This window comes from Yersinia enterocolitica (assembly GCA_002082245.2).
GTDB classification, from domain to species: domain Bacteria; phylum Pseudomonadota; class Gammaproteobacteria; order Enterobacterales; family Enterobacteriaceae; genus Yersinia; species Yersinia enterocolitica_E.
On sequence record NBTC02000002.1, the window covers coordinates 4,123,649 to 4,148,896 of the forward strand.

Below are 25,248 nucleotides of genomic sequence, written 5' to 3' on the forward strand. Positions count from 1 at the left end.
CTTATGGGACAAATCTTGTTCTATTTTTTAAATATACGTATAAATAAAGACATATAGATAAGGTATGTTGGATGTTAACTTTATTTTAGTCTTTAGATGGCTGGATTTAAAACGAAGCACCTTGGGTGTGTTCGCCGACTGATAGCCTGGGACTCTCTCTCCTCTAAACGAAAATCGCTTACTTATTGAATCATTAGTTTATGACGTTTTCCTCTTTCGTCTGATTTGTAAGGTGCGATGCCATCAATACACTTTCAATAAGATTTTAATCTTTTAAGGATATATATGAACGCAATTTTTAAAGTTATTTGGAATATATCCTTGAGTATATGGGTTGCGGTCGGTGAGTTTGCCAAGGGAAAACAAAAATCAAAAACTACCCAGCGAGGCTCCACAGCCACACCTTTACTTGAGAAATCAGGTAAACATCTTTCTCCTAAAATAGCTATTGTAGCCGCCGCCGTGATGGGGGTGTTTGGTATTCAACCTGCTTTTGCTATCAGTGTCGGCGATTGTGCTGCTATGGGCACAAACTGCGTGACGGTATCAACCGCGGCAGGTTTAGTCGCTGCATTAAGTAGTGCGGGGGCGGGAAGTACTGCCACCACGATCCTATTGACAGCAGATATCAATCTTGCAACTGCATATGCTGGGGGGATCACAGTAAACCAAGCCGCAAATGCCCGGCAAAATCTGGTGATTGATGGTGGTGGCTATAACTTAAACTACGCGAACTATGCTTTCCTCATGGCGGCAGGAACCACAAACAATGCCGCCTGGAGTTCGCAAAATGCAACGTTCCAACTCGTCAACTTTGGCGACATTACGTCAACGCTTGCGATCACAAGCGGCATAGTTTCCCGACTGGTGTATGTACAAGACGACACGACTCGGTTAGACGTCACTTTGGATAACATCAAGTCAGTACCCAATGGAAAACTGGTTGCGATGGGTGTTGATAGCGCTGCGGTCGCACCCAATAAGATCGGTAGAGTGATATTCGGCAATATTACCCAGCCTATTACCTTAAATTTTGGCACTTATAGACAATCAGTTTTAGGCAGTAATATTACATTTACGGGACATTTCAACTTAACAGGGATAACAAGCCCTGATTATCCGGCGGTATTCTGGAGTAATGATACAGCAGCGAATAGCGTGCTTCATTTTGCCAATGGTGCCGATGTTAATATTACGGGCACGCGGCTCACTAATGGACCCGGTGTTGTTGGTGTTGGCGTGGCCTCGTATAACTATATGATTGATGATGGTGCCAAATTAACCCTGACTATCGATAGCCAAAACCCGTTAGGGGTGGCTAACTATGGTGTACAGATAGGTTCTTATAATCCGGTTACCGGATTATTTGGTTCCGGTGCAGTGATTAACATGAATAACTTGGCGGGTGATGTCATCAGTAATGCCCCCAGTACGACAACAACTTCATATATTTACAATGGTCCGGCCTCGCCTAATGATGTTATCTACAATCTGGCCGCGGGTTCAAATCTTGTTGTTGCTGCCGGAGCGGCCAATGATGGGATTATTGCCAGCAAAACCCTTGCAGGGACGGGGAATATTTATATCCGTTCAGCGGCGACCATCTCTGATGGCACGCAAAATACCACCGCGGGTACTGGGATTAATATCAGTGCTGCCTCATCGGGCAATGTGGTCGTTCGTAATGAGGCTGAGGGTACTATCAGAAAAGCAACCGGTATCAGTGTCACTGATACCGGTAGTGGGACGGTTAATGTCACTAACGCGGGCACGATCAACAGTACTACTGCCGGGATAGTCCTTACCCATAATGGCAGTGGCACGGCTAGTTTGACCAACAGTGGTTCGATTACTAGCACCACGGCGGGGATTGCAGTTTCAGCTGCCACGGCACAAACAATCAATATTGATAATACTGGTGGCACAGTGAGTGCCAGTGCTGGAACAGGTATTAATGTTCTAACCAATGCGTTGCTAAATATGGTCGGTGGGGCGATTACCACGACGGGTGCGGCGAATGCTTTAACTTTTGCTGGCACTAGCAATAGCCATGTTTTGACTGACTTGATTCTTAATCTGAATGGTACCGGTGCCGCTTTCTCAAAGGCGGCGGGTGTTAATCTGGCATTAAACCATATCATCTTCAACACGGTGACGGGCACTGCGCTAAATAGCCTGGCCGGTCTGACATTTGCCAACAGTGTTAATGGCAATAATATTATTAATGTGACAGGTGCGGGGACCGGGATAAATTCTGTTGGTGGGGTCGATCTCAGTAATGCGTATTTGGACATTAATGTGACCGACAGTGCTGGCACCGGGCTGCAAGTAGCCGATGGTGCAGTAACGGCGACCACTATTGGTGCGAATACCCTGATCAATGCAACGGGTGCAACGGCGATTAATTTCGCAGGCACCACAGCAAAGACATTGAATAATAACGGGACGATTAATGGTGCGGTGACATTTGCCGGAACAGCGGCAAATATAATCAATAATAACTCGATATTGAATGGATCATTAACCACAGGTTCCGGCAGCGATACATTAGCTCTTGGTAGCACATCGCAAAGTAATGGTGCGATTAATCTGGGTGACGGGAATAACAATGTCACTATCGAGAATGGCGCACAGGTATCCTCCATTACAACAGGCACAGGCGACGATACTTTTACTCTTAATAATATGACGCTGGGGAGCACTTATTTAGGTGCTCTAAATGCCGGTAGTGGCTCAAATACCCTGAACTTCAATAACTCATTTGATTCTCTGGCGAGTGGTACGTCGTTACAGGGCTTTACTAATATCAATCTTATCGATAGCCAAATTACCCTGAATTCTGACGATAACGTCGGTAGCGGGGCAATTAATATCAGCGCGAGTAGCGAGTTACTTTTTGGCAGCACATTCAATAGCACACTGAACGCCTCATTAGGCCATGTTGCCGGCGGGGATGGTTTAGCCATTGTTGATAACGGTGCTAATGTTTCGTTGAGCCAGGCCAGTACTTTTGCTGGCGATTGGCAAGTGAATCAGAGCGGTACTCTAACAGTCAGCAACAGCAATCAGTTGGGGACGAGTAACCTTTCACTGGATGGCACACTGAATTTGAATGGTGTGGCTACGTATAACAACTCCCTGTTGGGAACCGGTTTATTAAATATTGATACCGCGAATAACACCTTCAATTTTGGTGCTAATACAGGCACGGGATTCGCCGGTACGATTGATATGAAAAACACTGTTTTCACCCTGAGTGGTGATAATACAGCCGCATTGAGCAATGCCTCCTTTATTGCGTCTGCAGGGGCTCTGGTTGCGGTGGATAATAGCAATCAGGCGATAGGTAATTTTATTCTCAACGGCGGTACCTCTGCATTTTCTAATGGCAGTTTAATTACTGCCGACACGTTGGCGGTAACAAACGACAGCAATATCAGAGTCGATCCGGCCATGAGTACCGCCGGAAACATACTCGATCAAGACACTGGCAGCTCAGTCAAATTAATTGACAGTAGCAATACCCTATCAGCAACAGATTTGGCGCGACTGACACTCATGGATTTGTCGGGTGCGAGTTTAGGTCCTGATACTTCAATGAGTGTTATTCAGGGGGCGAGTACGGTAGCACAAGCCCTTTATAACTATACCTTATCCGGCGTCGGTAGCGGCTTGAGCATAACCTCTGTGCTGACTCGGTTGGCAATAATCTCCGGGCAGACATTAACGCTGACGTCACAGGGCGCATTGGATACCAATAAACTGCTGACTGCTCAACTGACTGGTAGCGGTAATTTAGCTATTGGCGCTGATAACAGCGAAATGACGCTGAACAATGCCACGAACGATTACACCGGTAGCACATTGGTGAATGGCGGCATCTTGAATCTGGGCAGCGATAATGCGCTGGGACAGACCTCTGGATTAACAACCGCGGCGGGTACTAATACTAATATCAATGGTCACAGCCAGACTGTCGGCGCACTGACCAATGCTGGTACGGTAACGTTGGGCACGGGTGGGGTGCTGAACAGCGGCGTGCTGTCCAACAGCAGTATCCTTGATATCACTGGCGGGACACTGAATCTGGCGGCGGGCGGAGTATCAACCGCGACCGGCGGTTTGACTGGTGCGGGTACTCTGAACATCAACGGCGGTGACTTGGCGGTCAGTGGTGCCAACAGCGGCTTAAGCGGCCAGACCCTGATTGCGTCGGGCGCGTCGGCAACCCTGAACGGGGCCGGTACGCTGGGCAGCAGTGCCATTAATGTGCTGGGTGATTTAAACCTGAACGGGGCCAATGCGGCACTGGCCAATGTGCTGAGCGGCACGGGCGACATCAATACCAACGCTGCGGTGACCCTGACCGGCACTAACAGCTTTAGCGGCGCACACCATATCGGTGCCACAGGGGCATTAACGGTAACGCAGGCCGGTAATCTCGGTGCTTCAACCGCTACTGTGAATCTGGATACCGCCACCTCCAATCTGGTGCTGAACGGCCTTAGCGGCGCGGTTGCCAATGCCCTCAGCGGCGTGGCGGATTCAACTGTTGATATCAACAATGGTGCGAATGTGTCGCTGACCGGCAATAACAGTGGCTTCCTCGGTCAGTATGCGCTGGCGGACAGCAGTAAATTGACGGTGGCCTCAACCAATAATTTGGGGGCTGCTTCCTCTGTGGCCCTGGCGGGCGCACAGGATATTCTGGCGCTGAGCGGCTTTAACGGCATCTTTGGCAATACGGTCACCGGCAGCGGTATCTTGCAGGTCACCGACAGCAGTGATGTGACCCTGAATAACACCAACAGTGTGGACAATGCGGTCACGGTGGATATCACGGATGCCACCTTGAATCTGGCTGATATCGCGCTGTTTGACCATGTACTGACCGGCACTGGCACGCTGAACATTGATACTGCCAATAACATTTTCAATTTTGGTGTTAATACTGGCACGGCATTCGCCGGTACGATTGATATGGAAAACACTGTTTTTGCCCTGAGTGGCGATAATACCAGCACATTGGGCAATGCGTTGTTTGTGGCCTCTGGCGGTACGTTGATGACCGTAGGCAGTGGCAATCAGATACTGGGTAACTTTACCCTAAATGGTGCGACGACAGTATTTGGCTCTGGCAGCTTAATCGTCACTGACACGTTGGCGGTGACGAATAGCAGTACCATCCAAGTTGATCCGGCTCTCACCACTGGCGGGAATTTACTTGATCAGGACACTGGCAGTTCAGCCCAATTAATCAGCAGTAATAATACGCTCTCTACACCTGAGTTGGCGCTCCTGACATTACAAGACAGTTTGGGTAATAGCCTGGGTAATGGCACAACTGAAGATATTACTCAGGGGAGCAATATAGTTGCTGAGGCACTTTATAACTACGGATTATCGGGCAATGGCGGTGGCTTAAGTGTGACGTCAAGTCTGACTCAGTTGACGTTACTTTCCGGCCAAAGTTTGACGCTGACGTCACAGGGCGCGGTGAATGCTGATCACACCTTGCTGGCGAAAGTGACTGGTACGGGTAATTTAGCTATTGGCGCGGATAACAGCGAAATGACGCTGAACAATGCCACGAACGATTACACCGGTAGCACATTGGTGAATGGCGGTATCTTGAATCTGGGCAGCGATAATGCGCTGGGACAGACCTCTGGATTAACAACCGCGGCGGGTACTAATACTAATATCAATGGTCACAGCCAGACTGTCGGCGCACTGACCAATGCTGGTACGGTAACGTTGGGCACGGGTGGGGTGCTGAACAGCGGCGTGCTGTCCAACAGCAGTATCCTTGATATCACTGGCGGGACACTGAATCTGGCGGCGGGCGGAGTATCAACGGCGACCGGCGGTTTGACTGGTGCGGGTACTCTGAACATCAACGGCGGTGACTTGGCGGTCAGTGGTGCTAACAGCGGCTTAAGCGGCCAGGCCCTGATTGCGTCGGGCGCGTCGGCAACCCTGAACGGGGCCGATACGCTGGGCAGCAGTGCCATTAATGTGCTGGGTGATTTAAACCTGAACGGGGCCAATGCGGCACTGGCCAATGTGTTGAGCGGCACGGGCGACATCAATACCAACGCTGCCATCACCCTGACTGGCACGAATAGCTTTAGCGGCGCACACCATATCGGTGCTGCCGGTACGTTGAGCGTCGGTCAAGCCAGTAATCTCGGCGCTTCAACCGCTACTGTGAATCTGGATACCGCCACTTCCCATCTGGTGCTGAACGGCCTTAGCGGCGCGGTTGCCAATGCTCTCAGCGGCGTGGCGGATTCGACTGTTGATATCAACAATGGTGCGAATGTGTCGCTGACCGGCAATAACAGTGGCTTCCTCGGTCAGTATGCGCTGGCGGACAGCAGTAAATTGACGGTGGCCTCAACCAATAATTTGGGGGCTGTTTCCTCTGTGGCCCTGGCGGGCGCACAGGATATTCTGGCGCTGAGCGGCTTTAACGGCATCTTTGGTAATACGGTCACCGGCAGCGGTATCTTGCAGGTCACCGATAGCAGCGATGCGACCCTGAATAACACCAACAGTGTGGACAATGCGGTCACGGTGGATATCACGGATGCCACCTTGAATCTGGCTGATATCGCGCTGTTTGACCATGTACTGACCGGCAGCGGCACACTGAATGTGGCGAAGAATGATGCCAGCACGGCATTTGATTTCGGCTCTTCAGTGGGCGGTGCGTTCAGCGGCATTGTGAACCTGACGAACTCTACCTTTGCGTTAAACGCGGGCAACACAGCCGCGCTGGCAAATGCCACACTGAAACTCTCAGCCAATAACGTGACCACCGTTGGTACGGATGATCGCACGTTGCACGGCTTGGATCTGAGTGGCGGCACCCTGATTTTTGACGGGGCAGCGCCGCAGTCACAGGCCAGCGGTGTGGTGACGGTCACTGATCTGGCGCTGAACAGCGGCACCATCAGCGTGACGGGCACTGACAGTTGGACTAACCAGAATCCGGTGCTGGCACCGAATCTGTCGATCCTCGATCAGGATCGGGGCGATATTATGCTGGCGCTGATTAATGCCGGTACGGTGAGTGGGGCGGCCAGCGGTCTTAATCTGATGATCAACGGCACGACGGTCACCGACACCGCGCAAGGCGTGGTCTCTGCCATCTTGCAGGGCGGGACGACGGTAGCGAATGCCACCCATAATTACGGTCTGACCAGCAGCAACGGCAGCGGTAGTAATGGTTTGTATGTCAATTACAGCCTGAGCGCGCTGGAACTGTTAACGGACGGTGCCGATGCCTTGTTGCTGGCAACAGACAGCAGCGCGACCTCGAATAAAGAGCTGAATGCACTGGTATCAGGGGTGGGTGGTTTGCAGGTGGATGCCACCAATGGGGCGCTGACGCTGGCCAACGGCAGTAACAGCTATCAGGGCACGACCACGGTCAATGCCGGTGAGCTGATCCTGGGGGCTAACGGTGCCTTTGGTCAGACGTCATTACTGGATATCGCCAGCGGTGCCAGCGCCAACATCAACGGTCGCACTCAAACCGTGGGCGCACTGACCAATGCTGGTACGGTAACGTTGGGCACGGGTGGGGTGCTGAACAGCGGCGTGCTGTCCAACAGCAGTATCCTTGATATCACTGGCGGGACACTGAATCTGGCGGCGGGCGGAGTATCAACCGCGACCGGCGGTTTGACTGGTGCGGGTACTCTGAACATCAACGGCGGTGACTTGGCGGTCAGTGGTGCCAACAGCGGCTTAAGCGGCCAGACCCTGATTGCGTCGGGCGCGTCGGCAACCCTGAACGGGGCCGGTACGCTGGGCAGCAGTGCCATTAATGTGCTGGGTGATTTAAACCTGAACGGGGCCAATGCGGCACTGGCCAATGTGCTGAGCGGCACGGGCGACATCAATACCAACGCTGCGGTGACCCTGACCGGCACTAACAGCTTTAGCGGCGCACACCATATCGGTGCCACAGGGGCATTAACGGTAACGCAGGCCGGTAATCTCGGTGCTTCAACCGCTACTGTGAATCTGGATACCGCCACCTCCAATCTGGTGCTGAACGGCCTTAGCGGCGCGGTTGCCAATGCCCTCAGCGGCGTGGCGGATTCAACTGTTGATATCAACAATGGTGCGAATGTGTCGCTGACCGGCAATAACAGTGGCTTCCTCGGTCAGTATGCGCTGGCGGACAGCAGTAAATTGACGGTGGCCTCAACCAATAATTTGGGGGCTGCTTCCTCTGTGGCCCTGGCGGGCGCACAGGATATTCTGGCGCTGAGCGGCTTTAACGGCATCTTTGGCAATACGGTCACCGGCAGCGGTATCTTGCAGGTCACCGACAGCAGTGATGTGACCCTGAATAACACCAACAGTGTGGACAATGCGGTCACGGTGGATATCACGGATGCCACCTTGAATCTGGCTGATATCGCGCTGTTTGACCATGTACTGACCGGCAGCGGCACACTGAATGTGGCGAAGAATGATGCCAGCACGGCATTTGATTTCGGCTCTTCAGTGGGCGGTGCGTTCAGCGGCATTGTGAACCTGACGAACTCTACCTTTGCGTTAAACGCGGGCAACACAGCCGCGCTGGCAAATGCCACACTGAAACTCTCAGCCAATAACGTGACCACCGTTGGTACGGATGATCGCACGTTGCACGGCTTGGATCTGAGTGGCGGCACCCTGATTTTTGACGGGGCAGCGCCGCAGTCACAGGCCAGCGGTGTGGTGACGGTCACTGATCTGGCGCTGAACAGCGGCACCATCAGCGTGACGGGCACTGACAGTTGGACTAACCAGAATCCGGTGCTGGCACCGAATCTGTCGATCCTCGATCAGGATCGGGGCGATATTATGCTGGCGCTGATTAATGCCGGTACGGTGAGTGGGGCGGCCAGCGGTCTTAATCTGATGATCAACGGTACGACGGTCACCGACACCGCGCAAGGCGTGGTCTCTGCCATCTTGCAGGGCGGGACAACGGTAGCGAATGCCACCCATAATTACGGTCTGACCAGCAGCAACGGCAGCGGTGGTAATGGTTTGTATGTCAATTACAGCCTGAGCGCGCTGGAACTGTTAACGGACGGTGCCGATGCCTTGTTGCTGGCAACAGACAGCAGCGCGACCTCGAATAAAGAGCTGAATGCACTGGTATCAGGGGTGGGTGGTTTGCAGGTGGATGCCACCAATGGGGCGCTGACGCTGGCCAACGGCAGTAACAGCTATCAGGGCACGACCACGGTCAATGCCGGTGAGCTGATCCTGGGGGCTAACGGTGCCTTTGGTCAGACGTCATTACTGGATATCGCCAGCGGTGCCAGCGCCAACATCAACGGTCACACTCAAACCGTGGGCGCACTGACCAATGCTGGTACGGTAACGTTGGGTACGGGCGGCGTACTGAGTAGTACAGGGGCGCTGTCCAACAGCAGTAGCCTGAATATTGCGGGCGGGACACTGAACCTGGCGGCGGGCGGAGTATCAACCGCGACCGGCGGTTTGACTGGTGCGGGTACTCTGAACATCAACGGCGGTGACTTGGCAGTCAGTGGTGCTAACAGCGGCTTAAGCGGCCAGACCCTGATTGCGTCGGGCGCGTCGGCAACCCTGAACGGGGCCGGTACGCTGGGCAGCAGTGCCATTAATGTGCTGGGTGATTTAAACCTGAACGGGGCCAATGCGGCACTGGCCAATGTGCTGAGCGGCACGGGCGACATCAATACCAACGCTGCGGTGACCCTGACCGGCACTAACAGCTTTAGCGGCGCACACCATATCGGTGCTGCCGGTACGTTGAGCGTCGGTCAAGCCAGTAATCTCGGTGCTTCAACCGCTACTGTGAATCTGGATACCGCCACCTCCAATCTGGTGCTGAACGGTCTTAGCGGCGCGGTTGCCAATGCTCTCAGCGGCGTGGCGGATTCGACTGTTGATATCAACAATGGTGCGAATGTGTCGCTGACCGGCAATAACAGTGGCTTCCTCGGTCAGTATGCGCTGGCGGACAGCAGTAAATTGACGGTGGCCTCAACCAATAATTTGGGGGCTGCTTCCTCTGTGGCCCTGGCGGGCGCACAGGATATTCTGGCGCTGAGCGGCTTTAACGGCATCTTTGGTAATACGGTCACCGGCAGCGGTATCTTGCAGGTCACCGACAGCAGTGATGTGACCCTGAATAACACCAACAGTGTGGACAATGCGGTCACGGTGGATATCACGGATGCCACCTTGAATCTGGCTGATATCGCGCTGTTTGACCATGTACTGACCGGCAGCGGCACACTGAATGTGGCGAAGAATGATGCCAGCACGGCATTTGATTTCGGCTCTTCAGTGGGCGGCGCATTCAGCGGCATTGTGAATTTGCAAAATACCATTTTCAATATCGATGGTTTGAATACAACAGCGTTGACGAATTCCACACTGAAATTATCCAGCGGCAGTCTGGCCTCCGTGGCCGACGGTGTACAGAATATCGGTGGGCTGGCGCTCAATGGCGGTACGTTGCTGTTTAATAATCTGGTGGATAACTCAGGTATCATCAGCTCCTTAGGAACCCTCACGGCGAATAATATCGATACCACCGGTGGCGGTGAGGTTCGGGTTAATTTACCAGCGAATGTCACACCAGATCTTGGCGGTTTGTCGGTGATGCAACTGGATGAAGGGGAGATCATTGTGACCTTGGCCTCCGGCGCTGCGACCGGAACCGGGCATGAGCTGACGTTATCTGATGCACTTGGTGACCCGTTAAGTGCGACCGTTTATCAGTCTATTTCTAACCCTGGTGCACTCTCACCGGCGGCACTGGGTTCGTTTAATTACGGCATGACCACCGGGACCGGTTTTGATGGGTTGTACGTCAATTATGGGCTGAAGGCGTTGGAGTTGCAGAGCACAGGTAATGACGCGCTGATATTAACGGCAACCTTGGCAAACAATGGTACACAGGCTAATGATCTCTCCGCTCAGGTGACGGGCAGTGGCGACCTGGCCTTTGTTTCCGCTAATGACGGCAGCATTGCATCGTTATCGAATTCGACCAACAGCTATACCGGCGCGACATGGGTGCGTGCAGGCAATGTCCGTCTGGCTGCGGATTCAGCACTGGGGCAAACTTCTCTGCTGGCGATGAGCACGGCGACGAATGTGGATCTCAACGGGACTCAGCAGACGGTGGGTCAGTTAGCCACTGAAACCGGCAGTACATTGGACTTCAATAGCGGCAAGTTAACCGTCACTAATGGCGGGCAGGTTGATGGCGTATTGACGGGCGTTGGTGAGCTGGATCTGGCCGGCGGTTTACTGAGTATCACTCAAGCTAATAGTGGTTTTACTGGCAGCACTGACATTGCCAGTGGCGCGACAGCACATCTGTATCAGGTCCAAGGGCTAGGCTCGGGAGCGATTAACAATAACGGCCTGCTTAATCTGGATAATACCAGCGGGGAGCTGCTGAACGCGTTGGCGGGTAGCGGCAACGTCCAACTTTCCAACAGTGCCAATGTCCAACTGGCCGCAGACAATAGTGGCTATTCGGGCTTATTTACCACTGACGCAGGGACGGTGTTGACCGCCAATAATGCAGGCAATCTGGGGAGCAGCAGTGTTGCAAACAACGGTGAGCTAATCTTGGATACGGCGTCAGTCTGGAATTTATCCAACGCGATCAGCGGTAGCGGTACATTGGTTAAACGTGGCAGCGGCACGGTAAAAATTGATAGTGGTACAGTCAGTGCCAGTTTGACGACGATTGAAAACGGTTTGCTGCAACTGGGCAGTTCAACAGCCACCTCGACCCTGACGGTGAATGAGTCACCATTGGCCCGTACATTGGTGGCCACACTGGCATCCAATGTCGTCAATCTGGTCAGTGACGTGTTGATTACTAACACCGGCTCATTAGGTGGATACGGCCAGGTGACAGGGAATGTGGAAAACCGTGGCAACCTGATTATGCCAAATGCCTTAACCGGCGGCGATTTCGGGACCTTCATTATTGATGGCAATTATACCGGTGATAACGGCACTGTGGTCTTCAATACTATTCTGGCCGGTGATTCATCAGTAACCGATCGGCTGTTGATTACTGGCAATACCGCAGGGCAAAGTTTTGTCACCGTGAACAATATTGGTGGTAATGGTGCGCGGACCTCTGAGGGCATCAAAATCATTGATGTCGGTGGCGATTCTGCCGGGCAGTTTACCCTGAATGGTCGTGCTGTGGCGGGTGCCTATGAGTACTTCTTGTATCAAGGTGGTGTTAGCTCGCCGACCGATGGTGACTGGTATCTGCGCACTCAAGCAGATGAGCGCCGCCCTGAACCGGCAAGTTATACCGCGAACCTGGCCGCGGCCAACTCAATGTTTGTAACCAGTTTGGCTGATCGCTCCGGTGAAACAGTGTATACCGATGTCTTTACGGGTGAAGAGAAAACGACCAGCCTGTGGTTACGCAATGAAGGCAGCCATAACCGTTCCCGTGATGACAGTGGCGAATTGAAAACGCAAGATAACCGATATGTGATGCAGTTGGGGGGTGATGTGGCGCAATGGAGCCGCAACACACAAGATCTGTGGCGCGTCGGGGTTATGGCGGGTTATGCCAATAGCAGCAGCTCTTCTGTGGCACAGGAAACCGGTTATCGGTCCAACGGTTCGGTAGATGGCTACAGTGTGGGGGTATATGGCACATGGTTTGCTGATAGTCAGGATAATACCGGTGCTTATGTTGACACCTGGCTGCAATACAGTTGGTTTAATAATCAGGTTGATGGACAAGATCTCACCACCGAGAAATATGACTCGAAAGGGTTCACTGCTGCGGTCGAGAGTGGCTATGCCTTCAAAGTGGGCCAGAGCGTTAACCAAAATTACTTTATTCAGCCAAAAGCTCAAGTGGTGTGGATGGGAGTGAAAGCCGATTCTCATACAGAAACTAATGGCACAGTAGTCTCCGGCGAGGGGAATAACAACATTCAAACCCGCTTGGGTGTGAAGGCCTTTATCAGCCCAATACCTACCGCTGAAAAAGCCAACGTTCCGGCATTTAAGCCATATGTTGAGGCCAATTGGGTCCATAACACCAAAGATTTTGGCACCACCCTCGATGGTATAACCGTGAAGCAAGCGGGTGCAGCCAATATTGCTGAGTTGAAATTGGGTGTCGAAGGCCAGATCAATAACAAGCTGAATCTGTGGGGTAATGTCGGCCAGCAAGTGGGTAATAATGGCTACAGCGACAGCAGTATCACGTTAGGGGTTAAATATAATTTCTAACTGAAACCAGCCGTTATAAGCCATTAACGGCACATATCATCAGGTATGTGCCGTTTTTTTATGGTTAAAGCTGTACTGAAAAATATTAATGACAGTGGTGGCTGTAGTTGATTCTTTTGGTTTTATATTTTGAATTTATTTTGTTGGCAGCTTATTAAGCTGAGTTTCCTGTATTGTACGATGCTAAATCAATATCATTATTTAAATTATGGTATTTAATATTGCATTAAATTAAATGTGTAATGAAATTAAATTGACGATTTAAGATTTTTGTTATAAAAAATTGAATATAAAAATATTATATTATTCATTAAGTTAGTTTGATCTCTTGGTTTTGTATTGACAGGGTTTATCAGTTTTTCACCCCGTTAGATATTGGCTTTGTTTTCTCCCACACCCCGCAATCACTCTCTCGCGACAGGAAGTCACGCGTATTTCTTGTCCGTTTTGGCCTCGGCCGCTTTACAGGGAAAGGACAGGATATGTCAGCTATAGAACCGCAGGAAAACCGGCAGACCGGAATACTGAATACCATCGAGCGTATCGGTAATGCGATGCCAGATATCACTATGTTATTTATTTATGCATTGGGTGTGTGCTGGGCGCTCTCCTTTGCATTGTCATTTATCAATTTCGACTATTACCACCCTCTGACGGGTGATCAGATTAAAGTGACTAATATGTTGGCACCCGTTGAGTTGGTGACCTTTATTACCACTATGGTCAAAAATTTTATCAACTTCCCACCACTGGCTATCACTATTGTGGCAACGTTAGGGATCGGGGTTGCTGAGGGCAGTGGCTTTATTCAGGTGATGCTGAAAAAGATGCTTAACGTCACGCCACAACGAATTTTGACACCCGCAGTAATATTTATCGGGGTGGTGAGTCACGTCGCATCTGACTCGGCGTATGTTATTTTGATGCCAGTGTCTGCCATGATGTTCTATGCCAGTGGTCGCCATCCGTTGGCGGGCATCGCCGCCGCTTTCGCGGGTTTGGCCGGCGGATTTTCTGCCAGTTACACGCCATCGATTATCGATCCGATCATGCAGGGCTTCACCCAAGGTGCGGCACATATAATTGACCCGAGTTATAACGTCAATGTGTTGTGTAACTATTTCCTGAGCTTTGGCAGTACCTTTGCGGTGATTTTGGTGTGTTGGTTTATTACCGAGAAAATTGTTGAGCCACGTCTGGTTAAGTCGATGCCATTAAATGACGATCTCAGCGTGCTCCACAACAGTGATGAACTGCAAAAAGTGACAGCTCAAGAGAGTAAAGCGTTTAAAAAAGCCGGGTTGACCATGTTGTTGATGCTGATTGGCCTGGCGGCTGCGCTTTACCCGGAAAATTCCTTATTGCGCTCGCCCGAGGGCAGCCTGACCCGCCCTGATGCACCGATTATGCAGGCGATAGTACCCTTGTTGTTCTTTATGTTTGCCATTCCCGGGCTGATTTATGGCTTTAGTGCCGGTACCTTCAAAAGCACCAAAGACGTTACCAGCAGCATGGAAAATATTACCCGTTCATTGGTTTCGTTTTTAGTGTTCAGCTTCTTCTGCGCCCAGTTTCTTTATTCATTCAGCCATTCCAATATCGGCACGTTGTTGGCAATCTCTGGGGCGGATTTCCTGCGCACCCTGGCAATGCCAGCCGGTTTCACTATTCTTGGGGTGATTCTGCTGTCTTGCGCCTTAGATATTATTATCACATCGGCTTCATCCAAATGGTCGATTCTGGCACCGGTATTAGTCCCGATGTTGATGGCAGTTGGTATCTCCCCTGAACTGACCCAGGCCAGTTTCCGTGTTAGCTCAACGGTGAATATCTCGACACCGATGTTTGCCTTCTATCCGTTGATCATTATGTATTGCCGTCAGTATTGCTCTAAAACCGGGGTTGGGACGCTTTGTGCCATGATGTTGCCTTATACTCTTGGGCTGACCATTGTATTAACCCTGATGCTATATCTGTTCTGGGGGTTGGGTATCCCGCTAGGATTCCAGAGTGGGTATACCTATCCGGCTGGCAGTTAATCCCCTGTTTACCTGCAATGCTGATGATATGAATTAAGTCTATAAGGAATAAGAAATGACAATGGCACTCTCAGAACAACTGACCCAACGCTTCTTCCGTTATCTGGCGGTGAGCAGCCAGAGTGATGGCGCGTCAATGACGCTACCCAGCACGGTCGGGCAGCATAAGATGGCGCAAATGTTAGCAGAAGAACTGCGCCAGTTAGGATTGGAAGATATCGTCATTGATGCCTATGCGACGGTAACTGCCCGTAAACCCGGCAACCAACCCGCCGCACCACGAATTGGTTTCATTACGCACATTGATACCGTTGATGTTGGTTTATCGCCTGATATCCACCCGCAGCGGTTGCGCTTTACCGGCAGTGATCTCTGCCTGAATCCTGAACAGGGTATCTATCTGCGCACATCAGAGCACCCGGAAATCCTTCGTTACCAAGATGAAGAAATTATTTTTGGTGATGGCACCAGCGTGTTGGGGGCGGATAATAAAGCGGCGGTCACGGTGGTGATGACGCTGTTGGAGAACCTGAGTGCCGATGATTGCCATGGGGATATCGTGGTGGCATTTGTGCCGGATGAGGAGATTGGTTTGCGCGGTGCCAAAGCGTTGGATCTGGCACGGTTTGATGTTGATTTCGCCTACACGATTGATTGTTGCGAACTGGGGGAGGTGGTATTTGAGAACTTTAACGCCGCCTCAGCCGAAATTGATATTGTTGGGGTAACGGCTCATCCTATGTCTGCCAAAAATGTGCTGATCAACCCTATCCGCGTAGCTTATGACATTATCAGTCAGTTCGACCCACAGGAAACACCGGAACATACTGAAGGGCGGGAAGGGTATGTCTGGTTTACTGATGTGGTTGCCAACCCCAATCACGCCAAACTGAAGATTGCGATTCGCGATTTTGATAATGCGTTATTCGAGGCACGCAAACAGCGAATTGGTGAGGTGGTTACACAGATTGCAGCGAAGTATCCACGAGCGAAAATCAGCCATTCAGTCACCGACGTTTACAGCAATATCAGCAACTCGATAGGTGAAGATACCCAGGCGATTGATTTGATTTTCTCTGCCATGGCCGCGTTGGATATTGAACCTAAGGTGATCCCAATGCGTGGCGGCACCGATGGTGCAGCGTTATCGACTCAGGGGTTATTGACACCAAACTATTTCACCGGAGCCCATAACTTCCATTCACCGTTTGAATTTTTGCCAATTAGCTCCTTTGTAAAATCGTATGAGTTAACCCGAACTATCTGCTTGTTTGCCGCTAAATAGCTTATCAGGGGAGGGGGTATATAGCCCCCTTCCTCAATGTAAACTCCGCTATTACCTTAATCTAATGCCTCTTCCTGCACTTCTAACACATGGTATGCGGTTGAGCAGAACAGTGAATTCAAACGTTTCATATCACCTAATAGCCCCATGTGCAGACTGCTGGTTTCAATACTCTGCACATTTTGTTGATGCAGGCGTTCAACGTGAGAGTGAGAATAGCGGCGATTTAATAAACGGAAACGATGCTTGGCACGACGTAGGCGTTTGGCGTTATTGATATCGCGGGATAAAAACACCGACATTCCTAAATCCAGATTGGCTACCAGACGGGTGTGCAGGGTATTTAACTCTTCAAACCCCTCGGCCGAAAATGGCTTACGAGCATTGAGTGACTTGGCTGCCACATCAGCAGTCATGCGGCCAATAATATCGCCGGCTTGTTGCAGATTAACCGCCGTATCAATAATTTCAGCCCAACGACGGGAATCAATCTCACCCAACTCATCCTGCTGGATTTGCGCTAAATAGAGTTTAATGGCGCTATACAGCATGTCGACTTCATCTTCCAACAAACTGACTTCATGCTTTTGCTGTTTATTCCCCTCCAGTACTTCTTTAAACCGCACGAGCATCTGCTCCAGCACATCACCCATTCGCAGGGTTTCCCGCACTGCGTTTGCTAAGGCTAACGAAGGAGTATCGATGGCGGTAATATCAAGGTAGCGCGGGGCCGAGGGTTGTAGGGTAGTTTGGTCATCGCTGACTAATCGGCTACAGATACGAGTCATCACTCCAACAAATGGCAGCATCAACAAGCAGCGCAGCAGGTTATAGAATACGTGGAAGTAAATGACGACTTCGGCGGCGGGCAAATTACGGCTAATGAGCCATTGCCCTAACATATTGACCCAAGGGAGGACTAAAATACAGCCGATCACTTTAAACAGTAGGCTGCCCAGCACCACTTGTCGGGAGATGGCATTCTGCCCACGGCTGCTGATCAGTGCCAGCAAACCACTGCCCAGATTAGAGCCAATCACAATACAGAGAGCGATATTTAGTGGAACTAAACCGGTAGCGGCCAGTGTGGCGGTCAGCAATACTGCGGCCAGACTGGAATAACTGATCATGGCGAACAGTGCGCCAATCAATAATGCCAGAATGGTATCACCGGTCAGAGATGAAAAAATGGCTTGCACGGCGGTTGCTTGCGTAATCGGCCCGGCGGCAGTGACAATCAGTTGCAGTGCCAGAATAATCAACCCGAGACCGATGCCTACCCGCCCCATCTGACCAATCCGACTTTTGCGCTGACCGAGGAAAACAATAACCCCACCCAGGATTAGCAACGGTGAGAGCCAGGAGAGATCAAATGTCAGCACCCGCGCCATCAGCGCCGTCCCGACATCTGCCCCTAACATAATTACTAAGGCCGGCGACAAGGAGATAAGCCCCTGCGATACAAATGAGATAACCAGTAACGCGGTAGCATTACTGCTCTGTACTAGCGCCGTGACACCAATACCGGCGATAAAAGCCGTGGGTTTTTTCTGAATACTGGCGCTCAGAACCCGGCGCAGATCGGCACCATAAACACGCATGATACCGGTGCGAACAATGTGTGTTCCCCACACCAGCAGGGCGACAGAAGAAAGCAGATGAAGCAGAGTCAGCATAGTTAATCTCAGTTGTGGCAAGACCCATATCGTTGAACTGCCTCAACGACGGTTGAACACACCTGAAAAGGCGGGTGGGCCTGGCTCTGTGTAAGTTAGATCCTATTTAAGTCTGTACAGTTTGAGGTTACGGCCATTTGACGATAAAACGGCCCGTTGATGGATGTTGCAGTGTTTTAACAGGGTTACCTTGTGGTGCAGGGCGACCGACATCTACACGCGGGTGAGTTAGGGGTAGATGTAAGGTCATTCCCCAGATAAAGGGGACTTGCAAGACGATATCGACACTAAACATGCCCCATTATAGCAATTTTTGCTGCCAATGACGTCAGTTGTGGGTTTTGGTAACAATACAGTGCGGCCAAGGTGCGGTTTGCCATCTGGTGGCGTGCGCTCTCTTGACCGCTTTTATGCTGTTACCCAGCCACCCGCAGCCAGGCAAATAGCAGCGCCACCATAATCACAACCACAGCCGTGGCAATCACTAAACGTTCAGCAAATAGACGTCGCATCGGTAAACTCCTCAGGCAAAACTGTAGCGTTCTGAATGATACTTCGACATAGGAACACCGATTTCATTCAGTGCAGACTCGATAGCATCCATCATGACATTGGGGCCACATATAAAATACTCGTGACTGGCATAGGGAGGGGGCAAGTGCCGTTTGAACACCTCGGCATCAATGAATCCTTTTTCCCCTGTCCAGTCTGGCGCGGGGTTCGACAACACATGAACCACGACCAAATTAAGCCGTGATTTTAATGCTTCTAACTCTTCACGAAAGGTGATCGATTCCCAATCTTTGCTGCCATAAAGTAGCAGGGCTGGCCGTTGGTCACCGCGATCAGCCAGTGTTCGCAACATACTCATCATTGGCGTTATCCCCACACCACCGGCGACCAGAACATGCATGTCTGCCGGATTTCCTAATGTGAATGCTCCATAGGGACCATCCAAATAGACCCGTTGCCCGATGGGGACTTTAGGTATGTTAGAGGTAAAATCCCCCAGATTGCGGATCGACATTTCCACGCGCCCGTCACTCACCTGTGCGCTGGATGAAAAAGAGAACGGATGGGCGGTAATGTTAAACGGGCTACCCCAAATGGTTAACCAACCGAACTGTCCGGGAGTGAAACGAAAACCGTCATGGCCATCGGGCATCATTACTAAGGTGGCGGTATCACCCCGTTCCTGCCGTACTGCTACCACGCGATAGGGGCGTCGCAATATAAACAGCGGTTTGACTATCCGCACATACAGTAGCAAACCAAACCAAAATAGAATCAGGCCAACCCAAAGTGCTCTTTTTAATGGGTCGTCGAGGTAAAACCCCCAGCCGACCATATGCATGACCCCGGCAACAACCGCCACTACGGCCAGAATAATGTGAGATAAATGCCAGATTTCATAGCGTATTTTTAGTTGAACTCGCCACAATGCGGTAATAACCAAAGCAATTAATGCATAGGTTGATAGGGCGGCAAAACGGGCTCGCCACGGCGCGTCGAAGGAGTTTAGTAGTGCCAATAACTCTGGACGAACAACAAACAGGATTAAGGGATGTGCGATAACCAGCCCGACTGCAATCAAAGAGATTCGGCGGTGGAAGTGATAGATAATATCCTCACCCCAAGGTTCGGTGACATAACGAAAACGGGCAGTCAGACCAAATTGTAGCCCCATTATTGCCAATCCGGCATAACCAAGGGCAATCGAAAACTCCGTCCAGAAATCTCGAGCTGGGGGTAATGTACCGGTTAATAATGCCAACAGAGGGGCCAGAATAAAAAAAAGGTATATCCCAACCCAAATGACACTACGCACAGCATAAGTCGACATATTGCTCACACCAGAATTATGAATAACATGCCAATAAGTATACTAAGCGAAACATAAGATAACCATTTATAAACATCACCATAACAATCTTTGCCATCATATTCCTACAGAGATTATTATTGGGTGAGATGACTCAATCTGCCAGATAATCGCATGTGAACATTAGTTTTTACGCGATAAATAGAGAAAAAATTTTAATCTATAATGATTACCTCTGTCAGCTTTTCCATCTTTTTCAACTCATCACTGCGGGCAGCGGCTAAGTTTTTGTGTGCAGCGACCTCGCATTCGCTTCGTTCTGCTGTACTGATGTTAACCGATGAGACATTTTGGGGCCCGCAGGGGAATATCGTTGAAAGCGTTTGCGGCCACTCTGCTTTTAAACAACTGTATGGTGTGTCGTTTTTCGAATACTGGTCGCAACCACAGACTCGCTCTCCTGAATATGATTTTCACACCGGGATGTCGGCGGTGGAAAACCTGGCTCTGGTACGTAGCTATCATTTCCCAGACCATGCCACCGTTGTTGATATTGCGGGAGGGTTAGGCGGATTGCTGCTAAAAGTATTACAGGCTAATACGACACTGCACGGTATTTTGTTCGATCAAGCTCCGGTGCTGGAAAGACATCGTCTTGGTGAACTGGGGGATGACTCAAGATGGAGGCTCCAGCCTGGCAGTTTCTTCGAATCATGTCCTCCGGCAGATTTTTACTTATTAAAATATATCACTCATGACTGGCCGGATGAAAAGACAACACTAATACTCCATAATTGTCGTAAGGCCATGCTTCCTAATGGAAAAGTCCTCATTATGGATACCATTATTCCTGAAGGTAATATCCCTCACTTCGGGAAAAATATGGATCTGCTCTTGATGGGGAGCTTTGACGGTGGGAGAGAACGCCCCGAAGCTGAGCTGAAAGTGATACTCGCCGGAGCCGATCTGAAACTAAACTGCATCATAAATACCGGCAGTTACGTATCGATAATAGAGGCTGTTGCGCGTTGAATATAGACCTATAAGCCTGACATTCGCCCATTTTTAGTGCTGATAAGAATAGGCGGATGAGCAGCTCTATCTACCTTGGGCAAGAGAACTGGTGGCATTGGCGTAGAAAATTCATAATTTCTCCATAATATAATCAGGTCATGATAAACATATTTAATTTGGTAACTATATTAAGTAAATACAATATCTTACGATTTTTTCTTCTGTGTATTAATTCTGCCAAATGTATCTAAGCGATCTATTAATCCTGTCAATTTATCAGAAGCTTGATGACGGAACCTGTTCATCGTATGCATAGATGGGTATCATTCCGACATTAGTAATGCAAATCATTAGCGTTAGCACTCAAGGATATTTACATCCCCACTTTTCAGGAGAGAAAATGCAATTACGTCTAGCTTTATTTTCGTCATTACTGGCCGCAACTGTTGCGATGACAGGGTGTGATGATTCATCTGCCGCGCCAGAAGAATCAGCCAAAATCAGTATTGAACATGCGCAAGGAACTACTCAGGTTCCACTAAACCCGCAAAAAGTCATCATACTGAACCCATCCGTGCTCGATACTGCCGATGCCCTGAACATTAAGGTGGCAGGTGTCCCGCAAACCAGTACTCATCTACCCGCATTTTTATCCAAATACAGCGGCACTGAATACCTGAATGCTGGCACATTATTCGAACCCGATTACGAGGCGTTAAGTCAGGCTAAACCTGACCTGATCATTGCCGGTGGCCGTGCTCATGATGCTTATGACAAACTTAGCGCTATCGCACCGACTATCGCACTTGATGTCGATACCAAGCACTTTACCCAGAGTCTGACTCAGCGTACTGAGCAACTGGCCTCTATCTTTGGTAAAGAAGAAGAAGCGAAGGCACTGCTGGGCAAATTCTCATCTCAGATAAACGAGATAAAGCAAAAATCAGCTAATGCCGGATCAGCCATGGTAGTGATGGTCAGCGGCGGGAAAATGTCGGCCTACACGCCGGGTTCCCGTTTCGGTTTTGTGTTTGATGAGTTAGGTTTCACCCCTGCGGCCACTTTCGAACAAACGGGTAGTCATGGGAATGTAGTGACCTCTGAATTCATTCTCAATGCTAATCCTGAGTGGTTGTTTGTACTGGATAGAGACAATGCCATTGGGCGTACTGAAGGCCAATCGGCACAACAGATTCTTGATAACCCACTGATCCATAAAACCAAAGCATGGCAGAATGATCAGGTTATCTATCTCGACTCTTCCTCGCTCTATATTGCCGGTGGCGTACAGAGTTATACAAAACTGATGGATAAGGTCAGTGCTGTGTTGGATAAATCAGCGCCAGCGCAGTAATTCTCACTGATGAAGAATCTTAGCTTTCTAGTTGGCCTGGTTATTTTACTGGGCCTGATGATCTGTAGCCTGTTTATCGGTGCCGGCCATGTCACTTTTGCCGATGTCTGGTCGGATCCCGATATGCGCGACATCTTTATACTTAGCCGGGTGCCACGAACGTTGGCATTAGTCCTTGCTGGCAGCGCCATGAGTGTTGCTGGCCTCATCATGCAGATGCTGACGCAGAACCGTTTTGTCGAACCTTCTATTGCGGGTACGACCCAGTCCGCCAGCCTTGGTTTATTGTTGGTCATGGTTTTCAGTCCATCAGCTCCGGTGATGGTGAAAATGTTGGTGGCTACGGTATTCGCGATGGGGGGGACGGCACTTTTTATGATGTTGTTGGCGCGAATGCGGATGAAATCAGCGCTGATGGTGCCGCTGACCGGCATTATGCTGGGGGCGGTATTTAGTGCAGTAACAACCTTTGTGGCGATGGAGTTTGATCTCCTGCAATCGTTGGGCAGTTGGGAGTCTGGTGATTTCTCGGGTGTCTTGCAGGGTCGCTATGAGTTGTTGTGGATAGTGGGAGCCTTAACGCTGATTGCCTGCCTAATCGCTGATCGTTTTACCGTGGCAGGCATGGGGCGGGATTTCTCGGTCAATGTTGGGCTAAATTATCAACGCGTTATGCTGACGGGAATGTCTATTATAGCCATCATCAGCGGCGTGGTTGTGGTCGTGATTGGCGTGCTTCCTTTTCTCGGTTTGATTGTACCCAATATTGTCAGTATGGCGATGGGAGATAACCTGCGCCGAACCATACCTTGGGTGAGTCTTTGTGGCGGTGGTCTGGTCGTGTTATGCGATATTATTGGTCGATTAATTAGCTACCCATTTGAAATCCCTGCCAGCGTTATTCTGGGCGCGATTGGTGCACTGGTTTTCCTATTATTAATTGTTAGGACAAAACGCCATGCAGGTTAATGAGTATTCATCAAAAGGGAATTGGCTTCAGGGCGCAAATCGGGCATTAAGCATACCGGCAAAGCGGTTGTTACTGTTGAGCATTATTGCAGTCGCTGCGATTGTCATCTTCATGACAATTAATCTGGGAAGCAACATCCAGTATATTCTGGTGCATCGCGGTCTTATTCTAGCCACCATGCTGTTGGTGGCCTTTGCTGCGGGAGTTGCTACTGTCTTATTCCAAACAGTAACCAATAACCGTATTTTGACGCCATCAGTGATGGGATTAGAAGCACTGTTTATTCTCATCCAGACCATGTTGGTGTTTTTTGTTGATGCCAATGGTTTCAGAGTGCTAGGTATTACGGGGAAATTTCTCTGTGAGTCGGCACTGCTGTTATTGTTCTCGGTGTTTCTTTACCGTTGGTTACTGACCGGTGTGGGGATCAATCTGCATAAGGTGCTGCTGGTTGGCTTGGTTTGTGGCACGTTGTTCCGCAGTCTATCGAGCCTGATGCAACGTCTTCTTTCGCCGGGGGAGTTTGCCATATTGCAGGGGAGGGTGTTTGCCACCTTTACCCGAGCGCCAGCAGAGATTATTGCCGTTTCTACGGGGATAGTTGTAATTGTGGGCCTTATTGTTTGGCGCATGCGCCATTGTCTCGATATTATCGCCCTTGGTCGAAATACCGCAATTAATCTCGGCGTTGCCTATCAGAAAAAGATAACCACTATTTTGCTGCTGGTCTCGCTGTTGGTCGCCATCTCTACAGCACTGGTGGGGCCGCTGACATTTTTAGGTTTGCTTATCGCTAATTTGGCTTATCCAATTGTTGGTTCATTCCGCCATCAATATTTGCTACCCGGTGTTTTTCTGCTGGGAACCATTACATTGGTTGGTGGGCAATTGATTTTGGAGCGCTTACTGAATATGTCTGGGACATTATCGGTGGTTATTGAGTTTGTCGGTGGTGCGCTGTTTATTTATCTTTTAATAAAAAAGGCTCCGGTATGATTGAAATTAATGACATTAATAAAAAATACCAGGATACAGCGGTTCTCAATAATATAAATGAGAGCATTCCTTCTGGTGGTGTTACTTCAATCATTGGACCAAACGGTGCTGGCAAATCTACGTTATTGTCGATTATGAGCCGATTGCTGGCGCCTGATATTGGTAGTGTGCTGTTTAATGGCTTGGATGTGGCGAAAACCTCTGGCGATAAACTGGCGACTATTTTGTCAGTCTTACGTCAGGAAAATCACTTCACCAGCCGCCTGACTGTAGCAGATTTGGTTGGCTTCGGGCGCTATCCCTATTCAAAAGGGCGGCTCAACGAAAATGACCGTCAGTATATTGATGCTGCGATGGAGTTTCTTAATCTGGTGCCGCTGAAGGATCGCTATCTTGATGAGCTTTCGGGGGGGCAACGGCAACGCGCCTATGTAGCAATGGTGCTTTGTCAGGATACAAAATATATCCTGCTGGATGAGCCATTAAATAATTTAGATATGAAACATTGCGTTGCGATGATGAAACAATTGCGGCGTGCCGCAGATGAATTGCACAAAACCATTATTCTCGTTATCCACGATATCAATTTTGCTTCTGCGTATTCTGACCACATTATTGCGATGAAGAATGGTGAGGTTATTTATCGAGGGGCACCCGCAGAGATTATGCAGCCCGATATTCTTGAAGAGATTTTCGATATAAAAATCCGTATCGAAAAAGTACAAGATCAGCATATCGCGGTCTATTATCGTTAAGGTGAAAAACGGGCGTAACTATATATTTACGCCCGTTTTTA

At 49.9% G+C, this 25,248-nt stretch carries 9 protein-coding genes and 1 pseudogene; 8 read left to right on the plus strand and 2 right to left on the minus strand.

The annotated features are described in order from the left end of the window. The first annotated feature begins 285 nt into the window (after positions 1–285). From A6J66_020330 to pepT, 3 genes are all read left to right on the plus strand, one after another. Positions 286–13,296: an autotransporter outer membrane beta-barrel domain-containing protein gene (locus tag A6J66_020330; protein ID PNM26301.1), complete on the plus strand. Its 13,011-nt coding sequence runs from the start codon at positions 286–288 to the stop codon at positions 13,294–13,296. Positions 13,297–13,778: 482 nt separating this feature from the next. Continuing rightward, the gene (locus A6J66_020335) at positions 13,779–15,335 is read left to right on the plus strand and encodes an aminobenzoyl-glutamate transporter (protein ID PNM26302.1); all 1,557 of its coding nucleotides are present in this window, start codon (positions 13,779–13,781) and stop codon (positions 15,333–15,335) included. A 55-nt stretch (positions 15,336–15,390) separates the two neighbouring features. Beyond that, positions 15,391–16,620 carry a peptidase T gene (gene pepT, locus A6J66_020340; protein PNM26303.1) on the plus strand — a complete coding sequence of 410 codons (1,230 nt, stop codon included), beginning with the start codon at positions 15,391–15,393 and terminating at the stop codon, positions 16,618–16,620. Positions 16,621–16,676: 56 nt separating this feature from the next. Here the strand turns inward: pepT and A6J66_020345 are convergent, their stop codons facing one another. Both A6J66_020345 and A6J66_020350 read right to left on the minus strand, forming a co-directional pair. Continuing rightward, positions 16,677–18,296 (minus strand): Na/Pi cotransporter family protein, encoded by a 1,620-nt coding sequence (locus A6J66_020345; protein ID PNM26304.1) that lies wholly within the window; start codon positions 18,294–18,296, stop codon positions 16,677–16,679. A gap of 523 nt (positions 18,297–18,819) precedes the next feature. Then, positions 18,820–20,139 (minus strand): oxidoreductase, encoded by a 1,320-nt coding sequence (locus A6J66_020350; protein PNM26305.1) that lies wholly within the window; start codon positions 20,137–20,139, stop codon positions 18,820–18,822. A gap of 153 nt (positions 20,140–20,292) precedes the next feature. On the opposite strand from A6J66_020350, the pseudogene A6J66_020355 reads away from it, so the two are divergent. The 5 genes and pseudogenes from A6J66_020355 (at position 20,293) to A6J66_020375 (ending at position 25,207) form a co-directional block, all read left to right on the plus strand. Continuing rightward, positions 20,293–21,150, plus strand: a pseudogene (locus tag A6J66_020355) (methyltransferase). Between the two features lie 382 nt (positions 21,151–21,532). After that, entirely contained in the window at positions 21,533–22,486 is a 954-nt protein-coding gene (locus tag A6J66_020360; GenBank protein ID PNM26306.1) for an iron ABC transporter substrate-binding protein, read from the plus strand. 9 nt (positions 22,487–22,495) lie between these two features. After that, positions 22,496–23,455 carry an iron ABC transporter permease gene (locus tag A6J66_020365; protein PNM26307.1) on the plus strand — a complete coding sequence of 320 codons (960 nt, stop codon included), beginning with the start codon at positions 22,496–22,498 and terminating at the stop codon, positions 23,453–23,455. Then, positions 23,445–24,452: an enterobactin ABC transporter permease gene (locus A6J66_020370; protein PNM26308.1), complete on the plus strand. Its 1,008-nt coding sequence runs from the start codon at positions 23,445–23,447 to the stop codon at positions 24,450–24,452. The genes A6J66_020365 and A6J66_020370 overlap by 11 nt, the downstream gene beginning before the upstream one ends. Continuing rightward, entirely contained in the window at positions 24,449–25,207 is a 759-nt protein-coding gene (locus A6J66_020375) for an iron ABC transporter ATP-binding protein (protein PNM26309.1), read from the plus strand. Before A6J66_020370 ends, A6J66_020375 begins: the two co-directional genes overlap by 4 nt. Positions 25,208–25,248 lie beyond the last annotated feature (41 nt).